This window comes from Streptomyces sp. CNZ287, assembly GCF_007827615.1.
In genome coordinates, this window is sequence record NZ_VISV01000010.1 from 100,170 (window position 1) to 118,847 (window position 18,678).

Genomic DNA, 18,678 nt, shown 5'->3' on the forward strand with positions numbered 1-18,678 from the left:
GCACTACGAGCCGGTCGCCGCGGCCGGAACCCTCCGCACCCGGCCGTGGCCTCCGCGCGGCAGGACGTACGGTGCAGATCGTGGACGTAGATCGAGAGGGCCGGGCTCCGGGCCCGGCGGGGCCGCGGCTGCGGCCGCCGCACCACCGGGTGGACCGCCGGGCCGTCGCCTGGTGGCGTACGCGACTGCTGCTGGCGGCGGCCGTGCCGGTCGCGGTGCTGGGGGTGCTGGGCGCGCTGATCGGTCCCGCCAGGTTCTGGCTGCTGGCGGTGGCCGCGGGGGTCGCGGCGGCGGGGCTCGCGGTGGGCACGGGGCTGCCGCGGTGGTACTACCGCGTGCACCGGTGGGAGGTCACGGACGACGCGGTGTACGTCCGTACCGGCTACTTCTGGGTCGACTCCCGGATCGCGCCGATGTCGCGGATTCAGACGGTGGACACCGAACGGGGGCCGCTGCAGCGGGTGTTCGGTCTCGCGGCGGTGACGGTGACGACCGCGTCGGCGAAGGGCGCGCTGCGGATCGAGGCGCTGGACCACGAGGAGGCGGCGGAGCTGGCCGAGCAGTTGGCGCTGGCGACGCAGAAGACCCCGGGGGACGCGACGTGACGGACGCGGCTACGGATACGGGGCCGGGCGTCCCCGGGGAGCGGCCCGCGACGCCCGCGGGCGCCCCGGACCCGGCGCGCGCGGCCCCGCGTACCCCGGCAGCCGCCGCCGGCTCTCCGGCCCCGCCGGACGCCGCCCCCGACTGGCGCCGCCTCGACCGCCGTTCCCTCCTCGTCACGGCCCAGCTCCTCCTCGGCGCCGCCTTCGGCGCCGGCGTCCCCGTCGGTGCCGGGCTCGCCGCGCACCTCGACTTCCGCGCCGCCGTGGCCTGGGTGCTGGCCGGGTGCGTGCTGCTCCTCGGCGGCGGGCTCGCCGTGGACGTGCTGCGGCTGCGCCACACCCGCTACCGCGTCGGCGCCGACCGCGTCGAGCTGTGTACCGGCGTGCTGTTCACCAGCCGGCGCTCCCTCCCCCGCGACCGGATCCGTACCGTCGACCTCACCGCGCATCCCCTCTTCCGCCTCCTCGGGCTGGTCAAGGTCCGTATCGGCACCGGTGACCAGGCCGCCGCGGGCGAGTCCGCGCTGCAACTGACGCCGGTGCGGCGCGCGGAGGGTGAATCGCTGCGCCGCGCGCTCCTGCGCCGGGACACGACGGCCGCACCGGCCGGCGACGACCCGCGGCTCGCCGCCCTCTCCCCCGGCTGGATCCGCTACGCGCCCCTCTCCTTCCTCACCCCTCTCCTGGCGCTCACCGGCTGGGGCGCGGTGATGCAGGTCAGCCAGTGGTTCGGCGCGGAGGAGACGGTGGTCGACTGGGTACGGGACACCTTCAGCCCGCTGCCCGCGCTCTGGACCGTGCTGGCGCTGGGGTCGATCGCGCTGGTGACCGGGTTCGTGGGGTCGCTCGGGGTGTGGACCGAGATGTGGTGGAGCTACCGGCTGGAGCGCGAGCCGGACGGCACGCTGCGCGTCCGCCGCGGGCTGCTCACCACCCGGTCGATATCGCTGGAGGAGGCGCGGCTGCGCGGCGTTGACGTCGTCGAGCCGCTGGGGGTGCGGTTGTCGGGCGCGGCCCGGGTGGAGGCGATCGCGACGGGACTGTCCCGCAAGGACGGTGAGGACGAGGACCTGAGCGCCCTGCTGCCCGCCGCCCCGCGCGCCGTCGTCGACGAGGTGACGGCCCGGGTGCTCCGCGCGCCCGTCGCGCTCACCCGGCCGGAGCTGGCGCCGCACCCGCGGGCCGCGCTGGCGCGGCGGCTGCGGCGGTCGCTGGGCGCGGCGCTGGTGCCGGTCGTGATGCTGGTGGCGCTGGGGGCGGCGCTGTCGGTACGGGGGCCGGTGTACGCGGGGGCGGTGGCGGCCGCGGTGCTGCTGCCGGCGGCGGCGCTGCTGGCGCGGGACGCGTACCGGAGCCTGGGGCACGGGCTGGCGGGGCCGTATCTGGTCGTGCGCAGCGGCACCCTGCGGCGCTCGACGGTGGCGCTGCGGCGGGACGGGGTGGTCGGCTGGACGGTGCGGCAGTCGCTGTTCCAGCGGCGGGCGGGGCTGGTGACGCTGCGGGCGACGACGGCGGCGGGGGCACAGGCGTACGCGGCGTACGACGTGGGGGAGGCGCAGGGGCTGCGGTTCGCGGCGGAGGCGGTGCCGGGGCTGCTGACGCCGTTCCTGGTCACCGGGGCCGCGGCGGACGGCCGGGCGCCCGCTCCCGTACCCGCGGACGAGGATGCCCGGTGAGCGGTCTTGTCCAGACCGGTGGAGCCACGTGCGTACATGAGGGGCCATACCCTCTTGACCGCGACCCGACAGCCGCTAAGGTCTAGACCAATACCCGGTCGCCGCACCGCAGTCGACGGCGACAACGGCGGCAACACGGTCACCCACAACGGCCGTACCTGGCGCGCCAAGTGGGGGACCCAGGGCGAGACGCCGGGCGGCGGCAGCGGCGTGTGGGAGGACCTCGGCCCCTGCGCGTAACCGCCCCGACGCACCTGTACGGACCGCGCCCCGCCACCGCGAACGGCCCCCCGGTGGCGCACCACGTGACGGCGTACCGCCTCTCCCCGAGCCGGGCCGGCCACAGGACTCCGGGGCCCGGCCCCCGGGAGCCCTCACCCGCCGGCCGGTCTCTCCCGCACCCACACCGCCACCCCGTGCCCCATGAACGTCTCCTCCCGCCGCGCCTCGAACCCCAGCCGCTCCGCCACCCGCGCCGACGCCGTGTTCGCGGGGCGGATCAGGGAGATGAAGTACTCCTCCGCCAGCGTCGCGAACCCCCACTCCAGGCACGCGCCGGCCGCCTCCGTCGCGTAGCCGTGGCCCCAGTGCTCCGCCGCCAGGGTCCAGCCGAGTTCCACCTCGTCCAGTTCTTCCCAGTAGTTCAGCCCCACCCGGCCGATGAACTCCCCGCTGGACTTCAGCTCGACGGCGCACAGCCCGTGCCCCCGTTCCGCCCACTGCCGCTCGATCGCGGCCAGCCGCGTCCGCGCCTGCTCGGGCGTGTACGCGCCCACGAACCTGTTCACCCGCTCATCCGCGTGCAGCGCCACAAACGCGTCGACGTCCGCGTCCCCCGTCGTCAGCGGGCGCAGCAAGAGCCGTTCCGTCTCGATCATCCCGCCAGGTTAACCAGGCCGCCGCGCCACCACCGCGGTCACGGCGAGCGCCGTGTACCCCCCTCGCGAACCGGCCCCCCAGCCCTTCGATCGCCCCCGCCGTCTCCCCCGTCGTCCTCCCCGCGGAAGAGGTCCACGCCCCCGGCGCGGCCGACGGCTTCCCCGTGTACAGTGGCCGTCGCCGTGTTCGTCTGCGGAGAGAGAAGAGAGGGAGGTGAGGTTGATGACCGCGCTCAAGGCCACCGTGCGCAGCGTCCGGGTCTCCCTCACGTCCCGGGCCGTGGCCTGACCTCTCCCACCCCTGCCCACGCCGGGAGCGTGAGCCCGCGGGGCGTCCACGAACACGACCATCGAAACGGATCCCTCTCCATCATGGCCAACACCATGGGCAACACCGGCAACACCTCCTGGATCACGCGCGCCGAGACCCGCGCCGACATCCCCGTCATCCGCGAGATCACCCTCGCCGCCTTCGGCCGCGCGCACGAGGCCGACATCGTCGACACGCTGCGCGCCGACGAGTCCGCCTGGATCGAGGGCCTCTCCCTCGTCGTCACGGAGCCCGCAGCGGCGGACGACACCACCGGTGCAGCGCTCCTCGGGCACATCCTGCTCACCCGCGGCCACATCGGCGACACCCCGGCGCTCTGCCTCGGTCCCGTCTCCGTGCGGCCCGAGCGGCAGCGTGACGGGGTGGGTTCCGTGGCTATGCGGGCCGCGCTGGCGGCGGCCGCGGCACGGGGCGAGCGGTACGTCGTCCTCGTCGGGCACCCGGAGTACTACCCGCGGTTCGGGTTCACCCGGGCGTCCGCGTACGGCATCCGGCTCAGTGTCGAGGTGCCGGACGACGCGCTGATGGCCCTCGCGCTCGACGAGGCCCACCCGCTGCCGGGCGGCATGATCCGCTGGCCGGCGGCGTTCGGTATCTGATCCCCACCGGTACGGGGCCGGGCGCGGCCCGCGCCCGGCCCCGTACCGCCACCGGCCCGGCTCAGGCCGGCTTGCGCGCCTCGAAGAGCGTCCGCGAGCTGTGCGCGACGAACGGGCCCTCCGCCGCGATCAGTTCGTGCATCTCGCGCAGCCTCGTGCGGTACGCCGCGACGGTGAAGCCCGGCACCATCCAGATCACCTTCCGCAGGAAGTACGCGACCGCGCCCACGTCGTGGAACTCCATCCGCAGCCGCTCGGTCCGCAGGTCCGTGATCTCCAGCCCGGCCGCCTCCGCCTCCGCCCGCTCCCGCCGCGGGTCGCGGCCCCGCCGCGTCTCCTCGGGCTGCGGCCCGAGGAAGTACTCGACCAGCTCGAAGACGCTCGCGGGGCCCACGTGCTGGGCGAAGTACGTCCCGCCGGGGCGCAGGACGCGGGCGATCTCCCCGAAGTACGGCTTCACCGGGTGCCGGCTGACCACCAGGTCGAACGCGCCGTCCGCGAACGGCAGCGGCGGCTCCTCCGGCGCGGCGACCACCACCGTGCCGAGGGGGTGCAGCAGGGCCGTGGCCCTGGCCACGTTGGGCGGCCACGCCTCGGTGGCCACGGAGAGCGCCGGCCGCGCCGGCACTCCGGCGAGCACTTCGCCGCCGCCGGTCTGGATGTCCAGCGAAGCGCTCGCGGCGGCCATGCGGGCGCCCATGGCCCGCTGGTAGCCCCAGGAGGGCCGGGCCTCGGTGGCACGGCCCTCGAACCAGGAGAAGTCCCAGCCCTCGGTGGGGGTCGCGGCGGCTTCGTCGAGGAGGCGGTCGAACTCGGCGTCGGCGGAGGGGTCGGGGGTCGCGTCGGTGGTCATGCCGTGATCGTCGCAAAGTCAACCGGCGGCGGCGACCGCATAACCGCGCCGCCGTGCCCGCGCCCCCCGCCAGAAGGCTCCACACCTGCCACCCCCCGACTTCCCCCGCACGGACGGTCGTTCGGAAGTCCGCGTGGGGCCCTCGCTTTCCACGGTCTGCCTCAGGTATGCATGCCGCAGCGCGCTCCGGCGTGACAAATTGTCGTTACGCCGAAGTTCACCCTGCCGTGGCGACGGCGCGGAACCATGGGGCCGGTCACCGCCGGCCCCTCGTGACACACCGCTCGAAGCAGGAGGCTCGCCGTGCACACCAACGAAATGGGAGTCTTCGGGGTCTCCCCCGCCGAGGAACAGCTCTACCGGCATTTCCTCCGGAACCCCGATTCACCCTCCGAAGGCGTCCACGTGAAGCTCGGCCTCGACCGGCGGGAAACGGAAGAGGCCATGGACCGCCTGATCCGGCTGCGGCTGCTCAGACCCGGAGACCGGCCGGGGTGGTTCGTCCCCGTCGACCCGGAGCAGGCCGTGGCGCGGCTCACCGAGATGCGGCTGCGCGAGATGTACCAGGAGATCCAGCGGCTCACCCAGAGCCGGCACGTGCTGACGACGCTCCGCGCGGAGACCGCGGCACCGGCGGACGGCGGCGGCCAGGCGGGCGCGTACGGCGGTGAGCACGGGGTCGAGGAGATCGACGACCGGGAGGCCCTGAGCAACAGGATGGAGGAGCTGGTCTTCTTCGCCCGGGAGGAGATCGCCTCCGTCGAGCCGGGCTTCCACCTGATGAGCGAAGCGGTGCTGAAGCGGCGCGCGGTGGAGTGGCGGGCGCTGAAGCGCGGGGTGCGGCGGCGGCTGGTGCTGCCCGCGGACACGCTGCGGCACCCGCGGGTCGCGGGACACGTGCGGGAGCTGCTGGCCCGGGGCGGCGAGGTGCGGGTGGTCGAGGAGATATCGGACCAGCTCGCCGTGTACGACGGGCGGGTGGCCCTCATGCCCAAGGACCCGAAGAACCTCGAAGAGGGCGCGCTGCTGGTACGGGGGCGGGGGCTGGTCAGCACCCTGTCGGGGCTCTTCGAGAAGGTGTGGGAGCAGGCCGGGGACGTCTCCGTCGAGCTGCGCGAGCCCGTGGAGCCGGAGCCGGAGCTGTCGGAGGCGGAGCTGCGGGTGCTGCGGATGATGTGCGAGGTGGGCAAGGACGAGACGGGGGCCAGGGACCTGGGTGTCTCCGTGCGTACGTACCGGCGGCACATCGCCGACGTGCTGCGGGTCCTCGGCGCCTCCACGCGCGCACAGGCCGCGCTCCTCGCCCGCGAGCGCGGGTGGGTGTGACCGCGGTCAGTTCTCCACCGACCAGCCGGCGCACGCCCGGTGCGTCAGCGCGTCGCCCGCCACCGTCGTCGCCCCGACCTCCGGCACCGCCAGCCGCAGCCTGATCCGCTCCGACTCGACCCGCAGGCCGTGCGGGAGATGGGCCCGTAGCAGCCAGAGCAGCCGGACCGCGGTCGTCTCCGCGGGCGGGGCGTCGAAGTCCTGGCGTACGAACGCCACCTCGACCGACCGGCCGCCGCTCATCGGCCCGCCCCGGCGGCGGCATCCGGTGTACGCGCCCGCAGCGCCCGGCGCGCCGCCGCCGTCAGCGCCTCGATGCCCGTCTCCAGCGCCGGGCGCAGGTCCGGCGCGAACCGCGGCGAGTGGTTCCCCGGCACCGGGACCCCCGTGCGGGCCGCTTCGCGGCGGGCGGACGCGGAGACGGTGCCCAGCATCCAGTAGCCGAGCCGGACGCCGGGGGCCCCGTGCACCTCGGCGCCCGCGGGGCCGTACCAGGCGAAGTCCTCCGCCGCGGTGGCCGGTTGCCAGCGCAGCACCCGGGCGCCGCCGAGCGCCGCGACGTGGGCGTCCCGCAGCTCCGCGGTGAACCCCGCGTCCGGCAGCAGGGTCCGCGAGCGGGCCCGTACCGTCACCTCCGGCGGCTCCGGCGCGCCCGCCGCCTGCGCCTCGCCCGCCAGCACCCGGCGGACGCCCGCCAGCAGCCGGTCCAGGGTGCCCTCGTCGAACGCCCGCAGGCTGATGCCCAGTTCGGCACGGTCCGGGATGACGTTCGCCTCCGTACCCGCCCGCAGCCGGCCCACGGTCAGCACGGCCTGCTCCGCGGGGGCCCGTTCGCGGGCGACCAGCGCCTGGAGCCGCAGCACGGCCGCCGCCGCCGACACCACCGGGTCCACCGTCAGGTGCGGCGCCCCGGCGTGGCCGCCGGTGCCGTGCAGCACCGCGTCGACCGCGACCGTGCCGGCCAGCAGCGGGGCGCCGTCCGTGTGGGCGACGGCGCCGGCGGGCAGCGGCGCGGTGTGCTGGGCGAGGACCGTGTCGGGCGGCCCTGTGAGGTCGTAGAGCCCGGCGCGCAGCATCGCCAGCGCGCCGTCCAGCGTCTCCTCGGCCGGCTGGCCGACGACGGCCAGCGTGCCGCGCCAGCCGTCGGTGTCGTCGGCGAGCAGCGCGGCGGCGCCGGCGAGCGCGGCGAGGTGCACGTCGTGGCCGCAGGCGTGGGCGACGCCGGGAACGGTGCTCGCGTAGCGCAGTCCGCTGGCCTCCGTCACCGGCAGCGCGTCGAGTTCGGCGCGCAGCAGCACGGTCGGGCCCTCGCCTCTGCGCAGCAGCCCGACGACGCCGTGGCCGCCGACGCCGCGGGTGACGGCGTAGCCGGCGGCGGCGAGCCGGCCCGCGAGGACGCCCGCGGTGCGTTCCTCGGCGCCGGACGGCTCGGGGTGAAGATGGACGTCGAGACAGCATTCGACGGCGGACCGCAGAACGTCCGCGGGTACGGCCATGCGCGCCACGCTCCTCTTCCGGGCGGTCCCAGCCTGCCCGACGACGTGATCAGTACGGACTCAGCCCCCTGTCGCCGGGTGACAGCGAAGTGACAGTGAAACGCGGGCGGGGGTGGCAGCGGCCGTCGCTTGAATGTTCGGCAACCAACGGATCCGCCGGTCGCACGACGGCGGGACCGCCGCTCACGGAAGAAGGAGTTCCCATGGCTGACAAGGCGCTCTCCACGCTTGCCGACGAGATCCTGGAGCTGGAGTCGGAGACCTTCGAGATCTCGGACTACTCGGACCAGGCCGAGGTCGTCCTCGCCGGTTCGACCTCCTGCTCCTCCACCTCGACCTGCTCCAGCACCACCAGCACCACCTCGTGCAGCGCCTGACGATCCGTCGGTAACGCCGCGCCCAAGGCAGCCCTCGCGGGACGGAGTCCGTCCTCCCGCGAGGGCTGCGGTGTGCGGTGAGCCGGGCATCCGCTACGGGAACGGGTGCGGCACGGTACGCAGCCCGCCTCCGGTCGAGGCGGATGCCGCCGCCAGCAGCCGCGGCATCCCGAGCGCTCGCTGCCGGTGCCAGCCGAAGTCGAGCGGCAGCAGCCCCGGCGCCAGCGTCGCCACCGTCCGCAGGCCCACCGCCCGCTGCTCGGGCGTCGTCTGGTCGACGGCCACCGCGTCGTACCCGTGCACCGCCAGCGCGTCGACGAGCAGCCGCAGGTCGTCGCGGAGATCCAGCGTCGCGGGGCGCACCTGCGCCCAGTCGGCGTAGACGTCGGCCAGCGGCAGCGCGGGGTCGCCGGTGAGGAAGTCCCGGGCGTGTGCGGCCATCCGCGGCAGCCCGTAGAGCTGGGCGTGGTCCTTCAGTTGCCGTACGCGGCCGAAGTCCTCTGCCATCTCCTCCAGTTCGGCGCGCCGCTCGGCCACCTGGTACGGCAGGTGCGGGATGTACGTCAGCACCTCGCTGAGCGCGCCGGTCAGCGCGGCCGCCGGGTCCAGGGCCGCGGCGGCGCCGAACGACAGCAGCCCGTCGCCGCCGTCCTCCCGGACCGCCACCGCCGTGATCACCGGGATGCCCAGGTCGCTGCGGGTGTCGAAGGCCCGTACCTCGTAGCCGAGGAGCGCCGCCCGGTCCAGCATGCCGCGCACCCGCGGATCGCCGGCCGGGCGGGGGTCGACGCGGGTGAGGGGGGCGCGCCCGTACCAGGCGAGGAGGAACGCGTCGCGCTCGATCAGCTCCAGCAGCCCGTACAGCGCGGCCTCGGCGAGCGAGCCGCCCGTGGCGCAGCCGTTGGAGCACTCGAAGACGAAGTTGTCGGACGGCAGCCCGGCGCTGTAGTGCACCAGCCGCGCCGGTACGAGCACGGGGTGGTCGTCGCGCAGGCAGTGGCCCCAGATCCAGGGGATGGGCCGGGCCGGGTCGAAGGGGTCCACCATGGGGTCGTCGCGGTACGTCTCCGGGGAGTACAGCCCGGTGCGCCGCGGGTCGACGACGGCGTTCTCGCCCCACTCGGCGGCGAGTTCGCCGAGCGAGGCGGTCACGGGGCGCAGGCCGCGGCGGGCGTGGGTGCCGGCGTAGCGCTCCAGGCCCTCCAGGTAGGCGAGGGTGCGGCTGGTGGCGTACGCGTCGGCCTGTCCGGAGAACGTGACGTCGTTGAGCCCGGCGTAGCCGCGGACGAAGGCGCTGCCGGAGATCGGCGCGGTGGTGGTCGACGCGGGGTTCAGGTGGGTGGTGGAGCCGAGGGCGCCGCAGACGGGGTTGGCGAGGGCCGCCTCGGGGAGGTCGAGGGCGGCGAGCGGGGTGACGCGGTAGACGTCGGGGGCCGGCTTCGGGGTGGGGGCGAGGTACATCCGGCCGTGCTCGGGCGCGTCGTCTGCGGGCGTGACGCAGGCGGGGCAGAGCGGTTCGGGGAGCAGCGGGAAGGTGGCGAGCGCCAGGGTGCCGAGGTCGACGCGGGTGACTTGGGCAAGACCGTCGGGCGAGCGCCGGCCGGCGACCGCCCGGCACACCGCCCACACGGCGTCGGCGGCGTGGTCGGTGAGCACCGGCCACGCGGCACCGCCCTCCGGGGCGAACCCGCCTTCCAGCGCCTCCCGTTCGGAGCGGGTACGCAGCCGCTGCCACCGCATCGCGAGGCACCGGCCGCAGGCGGGCCGCGGTGCGGGCGGTCCGCCTGCGACCGGATCCGGTCCGGCGCCCCAGGGGCCGACGAGCACCGCGCGGGAGGTGAGGTGCACGGTGGCGCCGGGGCGCTCGTCCGGCCACGGGTCGCGGCCGGGGTGCAGGGTGTCCGCGGCGCCGAGGGGGACGACGAGGGGAAGCGGGACGCCGGGTTCGCGGGTGGGCGGCAGGCCCTCCCCGGCCGCCCAGCGGCTCCGCAGCGCGTCCGCCAGCCAGGTCCTGGCCGCCTCGAACGGGCCCCGCGCTCCGGCCCGTACGGTCTCCGTCTGCTCCGCCGCCGTCGCCGTCATGTGCGGTCGCTCCAGCGGAAGACCCGGAACGCCACGGCGCCGAACACCGCGGCGAACGCCACCAGGCCGCCGCACGCCACCGCGATGTCCGCGCCGCCGCCGGCGTCGGTGAGCGCCGCCGACACCCCGTCGTTGAGGTGCCGCAGCGGCAGCACCCAGCTCATGGCCTGCATCCACGACGGCATGGCGTCCAGCGGGTAGAAGGAGCCGGACAGGAACGCCATCGGCACCATCAGGAAGTTGGCGACCGCGGCCACCGCCTCCGGGGTACGGGCGTAGGAGCCGACGATCGCGCCCAGCGCCAGGAACGCCGTGATCCCCAGCACCAGCACCGGGATCGCCAGCGGCCAGCCCGCCGCCAGCTCCAGCCCCATGACGGGCAGCAGCGCCACCGCCACGAAGAGCACCGCCTGCACCAGCCCGATGCCCACCGCCAGCACGTACCGGGAGCCGAGCACGGCGGACAGCGGCGTCGGCGTCATCCGGATCACCCGCAGGATGTCGTCCCGGCGCCACTGCATCAGCACGAACCCGACGCCGAAGACGGCCGCGTTGCCCACGCCCCAGGAGAGCACCCCGGGCGCGATGTACGCGATGTAGGGCCGGCCGCTCTCCTCCACGTCCTGGCCGTGGAAGATCAGCCCGAAGACGACGAGGAAGAGCAGCGGGAAGGCGAAGGTGAAGAAGAGCGTGGTCTTGTCCCGGGTGTACGCCCGGTAGCCGGCCTCCGCCAGCGCGGAATAGGCACTCATGGCATCTCTCTCCGAGGGATCGGAAGGCGGAGGATGGCGGCGGTCACGTGTCAGTCCTGGCCGGTGAGCTGGAGGTAGACGTCCTCCAGGCTGGCGGTGCGGGTGCGCACCCCGTGCAGCCCGGCGGCCTTCTCCACGGCGGCCAGCACCGGACCGGCGTCCTCGGTGCGCAGCACCAGCGCGTCGGACTCGCGGGTGACCTCGGTGACGCCGGGCAGCACCCGGGCGTCCTCCTCGCTCAGCCGCTCCGCGGGCACCAGCAGCCACACCGACGTACCGCCGCGCGCGACCAGCCTGCCCGGGGTGTCCAGGGCGGTGATCCGGCCGCGGTTGATGATCGCGACGCGGTCGCACAGCGCCTCGGCCTCGTCGAGGTGGTGGGTGGTGTAGACGATGGTGCGGCCGGCCCGCTTGAGGTCCCGCAGCACCTCCCACAGGGCGCGGCGGGCCTGCGGGTCGAGCGCGGCGGTCGGCTCGTCCAGGAAGATCAGCTCGGGCGCGTGCACCAGCGCGGAGGCGATCGCGAGGCGCTGCCGCTGCCCGCCGGACAGGTTCTCCACCCGCACGTCCGCCTGCTCGGTGAGGCCGACGAGGGCCAGCGTGCGGTCGGCGGCGGCGCGTTCGGTCCCGTAGAGCGCGGCCATCGTCCTCAGGTGCTCGTACGCCGTGAGCCGGACGAAGAACGCCGAGGTCTGCGTCTGCACGCCCAGCCGCGGCAGCAGCGTCTTGTCCCGCGGCCAGGGCGCCCGGCCCAGCACCTCGACCACGCCGCCGTCGGCCTCCCGCAGGCCCTCCATGATCTCGATGAGGGTGGTCTTGCCCGCGCCGTTCGGGCCGAGGAGGCCGAAGAACTCGCCGCCGCGGACCGTGAACGACACCTCGTCCACCGCCCGCACGTCGCCGTAGCTCTTGCGCACCGCCTCCAGGCGGACGGCCGGGGGCCGTCCCCCGGGGGCGTCGGTGTCGGTCGTCACGGGGTTCTCCTTCTGAGGTTCCGCGCGGGGTCGGGGGGTCATCGGGCTACGCCGCCAGCACCACGGCGCGTACGAGCAGCACCAGCACCGCGGCCAGCGCCGCGACCGTCAGCACCGTCCCGGCCGCGTAGCCGGCGTAGACGGCGCGGGCGCGGCGCGGGTACGCGGCGGCGTCCGGGGAGCGGCGCAGGGCCAGGGAGAGGTACGTACGGCTGGACTCGGCGAGCCGCAGCCCGCGCAGGAGCTGCCCGGCGATGGTGTAGCCGTCGAGCGGCGGGAGCGGCACCAGCATCGCCGCGGCCTGGAGCACGCCGAGGAAGAGCAGGCCCGCGAGCCCGTCGCGGGTCGATCCCCCGGGCGCGAGCAGCCACCAGCACCAGAACGGCAGCAGGAACAGCAGGTTGGCCACGGCCCCGGCGCCCGCGACGACGATGCGGGCGCGGCGGCCCGCGAGGTACATGTAGTCGTCGACGGTGCAGTACATGATCACCACGGGCAGCCGCCAGCGCAGCCCGATCTCCCCGACCCGGCCGCCGTAGTGCCGGGCGGCGACGCCGTGTGCGAGTTCGTGCACCGCGGTGGAGAGCCAGAGCGCGGTGGCGACGGCCATGAGCAGCACGGGCTCGGTGAAGACGGCGGCGGCGCCGTCGACCAGTTCGCCGGCATGCAGGGCGAGCACCAGCAGCATCGCCCCGAGCGCCGCGAGCAGCAGGGTGCCCCAGACGCGGCCGAGGAGGAAGCCGGTGGCGCGGTGGAGCCGCCCCGCGGTGGCGTGGGCGTCGGCGACGAGCCGTACGCTGCCGGCGAGCGGCCCCCGGGACTTCTCCGGCGCCGGCTCGTCCCGGCGCTCGGGGCGGGGGGCGCCGTCGAGAAGGCCGCGGCCGCCGAGGAGCTGGAAGAGCCGGCTCCAGTGGGCGTCGCCGAGCCGCTTGCCGAAGGCGGCGGCGTACTCGCCGCCCAGCTCCGCGACCGTACGGGAGCCGTCCATCCGTACCATCAGGAACCGCTCGCGCGGCCCGACCTCGAAGGACTGCCCGGTCGCGGTGTCCTTGACCAGGTGCACGGTACGCGGCCCGTGCAGCAGCGCGTCGCTGACCAGCACCTCGGGCCGCAGCCTCGGCTGGTGGGCGGCGAGCGACTCCCGGGTGCTGCTCACCGCGCGCCCCCGGTGGCCGGCGCGGCGGCGCGCGCGTGCAGGGCCCGGGCCAGGACGTGGGAGAGGTACGCCTCGTCCTGGATCGTCACGTGCAGCCGGTTGTTGGTCATGTGCATGTACGGGGACAGCAGCCGCTCCAGCGCCTCGTCGGGGTCGTCGACGGGTTCGTCCTGGGTGCCGTCCCAGGACCGGAAGACCAGCTCGCCCCGGCCGGCCAGCTCCACCACCCGTGCGCGCAGCTCGTGGCAGTGCCCGGCCCAGCGGTCCAGCAGCCCGGGCAGCGTGCCCTCGCCCGCGGCGGCGGCGCGGATGCGGCCGTGCCAGGTGAGGAGGCCGGGGGCGACCTCGTCGGCCTTGCGCTCGTACTCGGCGCTGCCGATGAAGCCGGTGTCGGGGAACGCGCGGTGCCAGAAGGTGTAGTAGCGGTCGAGGAAGTCCGCGAGGCGGTCGTCCTCGGGCAGGAACGCGGTCGACATGATGAGCATGAGCTGCGCGGAGGTGCCGAGCAGCACGGTGCGCAGATGCAGGTTCTTGCCGCGCAGCGCGTCGCAGACCAGCTCGCTGGAGCGGGCGAAGTGCCACTCGGCGAGCGCGACGCCGGCCGGGCCGCCGTACTTGCCGTACTCGGGCTCGTACGGCAGCCAGGCGCGGGAGTTGTTGGGCCGCAGGTTCATGCGGCCGTCGGCGTCGGTGTAGGCGACGCGGTCCTCGGGGCGGAACTCGATGTCGAAGAGCTGGTTGTAGAACTCGTTGAGGAAGCCGGAGTCGACCTGGTAGAGCGCGGGGCGGTCGGCGAGGAAGGCGTCGACGGCACGTTCCGCGCGCGCCCGTACCTCCGCCTCCCGCCCCGGGGAGGAGGGGCGGAGGCGGAGGCGGACGTGGGGGCCTTCCAGCCAGTAGTTCAGGAAGAACCAGCCGTCGAGAAGGCCGTCGTCGTACAGCTCGCGGACGAGCGGACGGACGCATTGGAGGAGCAGGGGGACGGGGTTGGCGGCGTAGTAGACGTGGAGTGCCTGCCACTCGCCGGGAGGTGTGGTCCCGGCGGCGGGCGCTTGGGGCGCTTCGGGCGCGGGCTGGTCGGTCACGGGGTCTCCCCTTCTGCGGTGCCGATGCCGGTGCCGGGCGGCGCGGGGGCCGTCTCCACGGCCAGCTCCACGACGTGGCCGCCGTGTTCTGTCGTCAGGTACGGGCCGTCCTCGTCGGGCAGCGCCTCGCGGAACGTCACGCGCGCGGCGTCGCTGCGCAGCAGGCCCTCGAAGGCCAGCAGAGAGAGCGGGCTGTCGAAGTCGACGTACTGCGGCTTGGCGCCGGTCGCGCCGCGCGCCGCGTCGTCCTTGACCATGGCGTAGACCCGGGCGGGCAGCCCGTGCCCGCGCCGCCAGCGGTGCCAGGCCAGCAGCCACCCGGCGTCCCCCGTACCGGCGGCGCGCGGCGGGAGCGCGGTCGCCGGGGCGCGCCAGGAGCGGCGGGCGAGGACGAGGCGGCCGTGGCGTACGCGCGGGCGGTGGGTGACGCCGTCGTCGGGCTCGCCCTCGGGGACTCCGGCCCACACGTCGACCGGGGACATGGACGTCGGCGAGAGCAGGAGCAGGGTGCGGGGAATCTCGGGCAGCGCCAGCGGGACGAGGTAGCCGAGGTAGACCGGCACCACCTCGCGGCCCAGCCGCGCCGAGCGCAGCACCAGCCGGTCGGTCGCGGGGTCGTGCTCCAGGCTGAGGTCGTCCAGCGCGATGCGGTACCGCTCGGGCACGGTGCTGGTCTCGCCTGGGCAGACGATCTCGTAGTCGGTGAGCCGGCCGTGCAGGTTGAGGTTGCTGGTCACGGGGCCGCCGGTGACCTCGGCGAAGACGGCGCCCTCGGGCTGGAGCGCGCGGGCCCGGGTGCGGAGTTCGGCGGAGAGGGCGCCGTCGGCGCCGTCGAAGCAGTGGGTGAAGCGGCTGAACGGGAAGTGCAGCCCGCCGTACGAGCGGTTGAGCACCACCAGCGGCTCGGACCCGGCGAGCTGGACGTGGTGGCTGTGGAGCGCCGGCTCCGCGGGGAGCGCGGCCAGTTCGGCGGCGACGGAGTCGAAGAGGCCGGTGCCGAGGACGAGTTCGGCGCCGCCGCGGGGGTGCTCCGCCCAGCGGGCCCGTACCCCGGCGTGGAACGCGCGCCGTGCGGCGTCGACCGCGCGGAGCTGCGGCAGGCCGAGCCAGTTCTCCTCCGGTACGTACGCCCCCTGCGCGTCGAACGGGGTGCGGCGCGAGGTGAACGACAGGTACTGGTCGAAGAAGTCCTCGTGGAAGTCGTGGATGAGCTTCAGCAGGTCGGTGCAGCGCCCGCCGGTGCCGTAGCGGGCGAGGAAGAACCCGCGCAGCGTCAGCCGCTGCGGCAGCGTCAGGTCGAACGCGGGCAGCACCCGCTCCACGGCGGCGAGCGGCCCGGCGAGGGCGTCCACGAGCCCGGCGGCCTGTGCGGTGCCGGGCCGTCCCTCGCCGGCCGCCCGCCCGGTGCCGGGGGCCGTCACCTCCGGCGCCGTCGTGTCCTCGTACAGCACCGTGCGCGGCACCCGGGGCCGCGCCACGCCCAGCTCCCGCTGCACGTCCGCCAGCCGCCGCCGCAACTCGCCCAGCAGCTCGCGCCGTTCGGCGGGACCGGCGGCGGGATACCTGGCCAGCAGCTCCGCCGGCCCCTCCAGCGCCGCCGCGACGTCGTCGGCCCAGGGCCGCTCCAGCCCGCGCAGCGCGCGCTGGAAGGCGCCGAGGGGGTCGGTGTCGTGGGCGCGCAGGTCGAGGCACGGCACGCGGACCATGCCCACGTCGAGGAGCGCGGCGAGGTACGTGTCGACGGCCTCGCGGTCGGCGTCCAGGTCGGCGCCGAGCCAGTCGGCCAGCTCGCCGTAGCGGACGGTCTCCCGCTTCTCCAGCAGCCCGAGCATGCGCTCCAGCACACCGCTGCGGCGCAGGAAGAAGAGCTGGTCCTTCACGGTGTCGAAGGTGACGGCGGTGTCGTCGTCCCCCGCGGTCACCCACCGGCGCACGTAGCGCACGCGGTCCTCGTCGCGGCCCCAGCCGGGCGCGGGCGCGACGGGGAGGTCGGCGCGGCGGCGGGGGTCGGCGAGCACGGCGTCGGCGAGGCGGCCGACGGCGAGGACGTTGAGGCGCGGGTGGCTGCGGGGGGTGTAGGGGCCGGTGATGCGCAGGGGCGCGCCCCCGGCCGGGGCGGAGTCCGTGAGGCGGCCCAGCGCGACCGACGTGAAGGCGGCGAACGGGCTCGTCTTGCACGCCGTGCGGTAGAGGTAGGCGAGCAGCGAACGCTCCACCTTCCGCGTCCGCTTGTCCGCGCGCGCCGGGTCGGAGGCGGCGAAGGCGTCGAGCTGGGCGTCGAGCAGGGGCGAGGCCAGCAGCACGCCGCCGCGCAGCCGGTCCTCGCCGAGCACGGCGCGCAACGCGCCTCGCGTACGCAGCAGTTCGCCCGTGAACAGCTCCTCGCCCGCCGCCAGGTCGTCGTCCAGCCGGGCCCGCAGCTCCAGCCAGCCCCGCAGCACCTCGGCGACCTGCGGCGCCAGCCCGCCGACGAGCGCGAGCACGGCCGCGGGGTCGGCGGGGCGCCGCCCGTTGAACACCTCCCGGCGCAGCCGCAGCAGGTCGCGCCGCACCTGCTCGTCGTCCCGTCCGGCGACGAGGTCGTGCAGCCGGTCGCCCAGCGGCCCGGCGCTCTTCGCGAGCCGGGCCTCGGCGGCGAGCACGCCGTCCGCCCAGTCCCGTACGGCGGGCGACCTCAGGGCCCGTACGGTATCGGCCGGCAGCCCGGCGATGCGGGCGAGGAACCGCGGGCCGAGGGAGGGCGCGGTGCGCACCGCGCTGTCGGCCGGAGCCGTCGTCGTTGCCATTCCCGCCCCCTCAGGCGATCTCGAAGCGGAAGTCGGCCGCGCCGCGCCGCTCGTGGCCCAGCATCATGATCAGCAGCGGCATCTCGTCCGTCTCCAGCAGCTCGAACCGCTCGCGGTACGCGATGTTGTCGAAGCCCAGCGCCACCCCGCAGCCGACGTCCAGCGCCGCCGCGGCGGTGTACGTGGCCTGGGCGACGCCGCCGATCAGCGCGTTGACCAGGCGATAGCCGCGGTCGCCCACCGCGTCCAGCACGCTGTGCGTGCGGACCGTGGGCACGAGGACGGCGGCGGCCTGCTCCAGGTTGTAGTTGGCGAGGAAGTAGTTCTCCTGGAGGAACGCGCCGGGCGGCTCCGCCGAGACGCACCGCAGCGCGCCGGGGTCGCCGTCCGGCACGTACGCGTACGTGCCGGGCTCCACCCCGGCCACGTGGTTGACCAGCGCGTACATCGTGACGAGACCGTCCGCGCCCGCCGCCGCCGCGTCCCCGCCGAGCCGGGCGCCGCCCGCGGCTGCGGCCAGGCAGGACGTCAGATGGGCGCCGTCCAGCGGCCGTTCGGCCGCGAACCGGCCGAAGCTGCTGCGCCGCGCGCGCAGCGCCCCGCGTACGTCCCGGGCCAGCGGCGCCCGCCGCGGCAGCGGCGTCTCGGGCCGCCCGGCCACGGGCGCGGCGGCCGCGGCGGCGAGCGCGCCCGGGGCGGGGCGGGCGGTGGCGTCGGCGGCGGTGGCGCGCTGCATGGCGGTGAGGGCCTCGAAGTCGAGGACGGTACGGGAGCGTTCGCGGTCGCGGTGGCGGACGGAGACCTCCGGTGGCGGCGCGGGCAGCGGCGCGGCGGGGGCGCCGTCCCCGGGCCGCGCGGCGGCCCCGTACCCCGCCCAGGGCAGCGGTACGACGGCGAAGATCCCCTCCTCGTCGCCCGCGACCCCGAGCAACCGCGCCAGCCGCTCCTCGTCGAACCAGAGCGCGGGCTCCAGCGCCGTCCCCCGCGCGCCCGCCCACGTCCGCCAGGTGCCCAGCAGCGCGCCCACGTCCATGCTCACGGCGTGGAAGGAGAAGCTGTTGTACTTGAAGGAGTTCTGCCAGTACTTCACGCCCAGCACCAGGAACTGGTCCGTCTCGGGACCCGGCGCCCCCTCCCCCAGCGCCTCGCGCACCACGCCGCTGACGTCGCCGGTGAGCAGCCGGCGCAGCGCGTGGTGGCGGGGCGAGTAGTGGTGCACGCCGGGCGGTACGGGCGCGGAGGGGCCGCTGACCCAGTAGACGGAGACGGGATACAGCCCGCCGCCGGAGGCGGTGCCGCGGGACCAGTTGGCGAGCGGGTAGAACGGCAGGGCGCCCAGGTCCGTGTTGGCCTGCACGCCGAGGCGCCGTCCCACCAGCCCGTACGAGTCCCGCAGCAGCCCGGCGAGCAGCCCGAGGTCGAACGCCGGCCCCCCGCCGCCCGCGGGGGTCAGCAGCCCGCGCTCGACGGTGGCGTACGCGGGGTAGGCGGGCCCGGCGGGCAACGGCAGCCGGTCCGTACCGGGGTAGTGCTTGGTCTTGCGGGGACCGTCCGCCCAGTCGGGCACGAAGTCCACCGGCTCCATCGGCACCCGGCCGCGATGCATGATCGCGGTCGCGTATCCGTGGGCGTATCCCATCGTCTGCTCCTTCTCCGGGTGGTGGCTTCGGCGGTTCGCGGGGTTCTCGGGGTTCTCGGGCCG

At 75.5% G+C, this 18,678-nt stretch carries 16 protein-coding genes; 5 read left to right on the forward strand and 11 right to left on the reverse strand.

What is annotated here, in order from left to right; genetic code table 11:
• Positions 1-71 precede the first annotated feature (71 nt).
• Both FB457_RS19290 and FB457_RS19295 read left to right on the forward strand, forming a co-directional pair.
• Entirely contained in the window at positions 72-605 is a 534-nt protein-coding gene (locus FB457_RS19290) for a PH domain-containing protein (RefSeq protein ID WP_047017318.1), read from the forward strand.
• The gene (locus FB457_RS19295) at positions 602-2,281 is read left to right on the forward strand and encodes a PH domain-containing protein (RefSeq protein WP_145782559.1); all 1,680 of its coding nucleotides are present in this window, start codon (positions 602-604) and stop codon (positions 2,279-2,281) included. Before FB457_RS19290 ends, FB457_RS19295 begins: the two co-directional genes overlap by 4 nt.
• 374 nt (positions 2,282-2,655) lie before the next feature.
• On the opposite strand, the gene FB457_RS19305 is transcribed toward FB457_RS19295, so the two are convergent.
• A complete protein-coding gene (locus FB457_RS19305) occupies positions 2,656-3,159 on the reverse strand; it encodes a GNAT family N-acetyltransferase (protein WP_047017316.1) in 504 nt (167 codons plus the stop codon).
• A gap of 384 nt (positions 3,160-3,543) precedes the next feature.
• Here FB457_RS19305 and FB457_RS19315 point away from each other — a divergent pair, with 384 nt between their 5' ends.
• A complete protein-coding gene (locus tag FB457_RS19315; protein WP_047020259.1) occupies positions 3,544-4,089 on the forward strand; it encodes a GNAT family N-acetyltransferase in 546 nt (181 codons plus the stop codon).
• Positions 4,090-4,150: 61 nt separating this feature from the next.
• Here FB457_RS19315 and FB457_RS19320 read toward each other — a convergent pair whose 3' ends face one another.
• Positions 4,151-4,942, reverse strand: coding sequence for a class I SAM-dependent methyltransferase (locus FB457_RS19320; RefSeq protein ID WP_047017315.1), 792 nt, complete (start codon positions 4,940-4,942; stop codon positions 4,151-4,153).
• A gap of 303 nt (positions 4,943-5,245) precedes the next feature.
• On the opposite strand from FB457_RS19320, the gene FB457_RS19325 reads away from it, so the two are divergent.
• A complete protein-coding gene (locus tag FB457_RS19325) occupies positions 5,246-6,268 on the forward strand; it encodes a helix-turn-helix transcriptional regulator (protein ID WP_253911375.1) in 1,023 nt (340 codons plus the stop codon).
• Positions 6,269-6,274: 6 nt separating this feature from the next.
• Here the strand turns inward: FB457_RS19325 and FB457_RS19330 are convergent, their stop codons facing one another.
• Both FB457_RS19330 and FB457_RS19335 read right to left on the reverse strand, forming a co-directional pair.
• Positions 6,275-6,511 carry a hypothetical protein gene (locus FB457_RS19330; RefSeq protein WP_047017314.1) on the reverse strand — a complete coding sequence of 79 codons (237 nt, stop codon included), beginning with the start codon at positions 6,509-6,511 and terminating at the stop codon, positions 6,275-6,277.
• Positions 6,508-7,764: an amidohydrolase gene (locus tag FB457_RS19335; RefSeq protein WP_047017313.1), complete on the reverse strand. Its 1,257-nt coding sequence runs from the start codon at positions 7,762-7,764 to the stop codon at positions 6,508-6,510. Before FB457_RS19335 ends, FB457_RS19330 begins: the two co-directional genes overlap by 4 nt.
• Before the next feature lie 203 nt (positions 7,765-7,967).
• Between FB457_RS19335 and FB457_RS19340 the strand changes: the two genes are divergently transcribed.
• A complete protein-coding gene (locus tag FB457_RS19340; RefSeq protein WP_018840305.1) occupies positions 7,968-8,141 on the forward strand; it encodes a thiazolylpeptide-type bacteriocin in 174 nt (57 codons plus the stop codon).
• Between the two features lie 93 nt (positions 8,142-8,234).
• On the opposite strand, the gene FB457_RS19345 is transcribed toward FB457_RS19340, so the two are convergent.
• The 7 genes from FB457_RS19345 to FB457_RS19375 are packed head-to-tail and all read right to left on the reverse strand — an operon-like array spanning position 8,235 to position 18,615.
• Positions 8,235-10,223, reverse strand: coding sequence for a TOMM precursor leader peptide-binding protein (locus FB457_RS19345; RefSeq protein ID WP_047017312.1), 1,989 nt, complete (start codon positions 10,221-10,223; stop codon positions 8,235-8,237).
• Positions 10,220-10,975 (reverse strand): ABC transporter permease, encoded by a 756-nt coding sequence (locus tag FB457_RS19350; protein WP_047017311.1) that lies wholly within the window; start codon positions 10,973-10,975, stop codon positions 10,220-10,222. Before FB457_RS19350 ends, FB457_RS19345 begins: the two co-directional genes overlap by 4 nt.
• A gap of 50 nt (positions 10,976-11,025) precedes the next feature.
• Positions 11,026-11,949, reverse strand: a complete 924-nt coding sequence (locus tag FB457_RS19355) for an ABC transporter ATP-binding protein (RefSeq protein ID WP_047017310.1) — start codon at positions 11,947-11,949, stop codon at positions 11,026-11,028.
• A 46-nt stretch (positions 11,950-11,995) separates the two neighbouring features.
• Positions 11,996-13,105: a metalloprotease gene (locus FB457_RS19360; protein WP_047017309.1), complete on the reverse strand. Its 1,110-nt coding sequence runs from the start codon at positions 13,103-13,105 to the stop codon at positions 11,996-11,998.
• Positions 13,102-14,190 carry a lantibiotic dehydratase C-terminal domain-containing protein gene (locus tag FB457_RS19365; RefSeq protein ID WP_145782561.1) on the reverse strand — a complete coding sequence of 363 codons (1,089 nt, stop codon included), beginning with the start codon at positions 14,188-14,190 and terminating at the stop codon, positions 13,102-13,104. The genes FB457_RS19360 and FB457_RS19365 overlap by 4 nt, the downstream gene beginning before the upstream one ends.
• Positions 14,187-16,976, reverse strand: coding sequence for a lantibiotic dehydratase (locus FB457_RS19370; RefSeq protein WP_145782563.1), 2,790 nt, complete (start codon positions 16,974-16,976; stop codon positions 14,187-14,189). The genes FB457_RS19365 and FB457_RS19370 overlap by 4 nt, the downstream gene beginning before the upstream one ends.
• Positions 16,977-16,986: 10 nt before the next feature.
• Positions 16,987-18,615 carry a nitroreductase family protein gene (locus FB457_RS19375; protein ID WP_047017306.1) on the reverse strand — a complete coding sequence of 543 codons (1,629 nt, stop codon included), beginning with the start codon at positions 18,613-18,615 and terminating at the stop codon, positions 16,987-16,989.
• Positions 18,616-18,678: the final 63 nt, after the last annotated feature.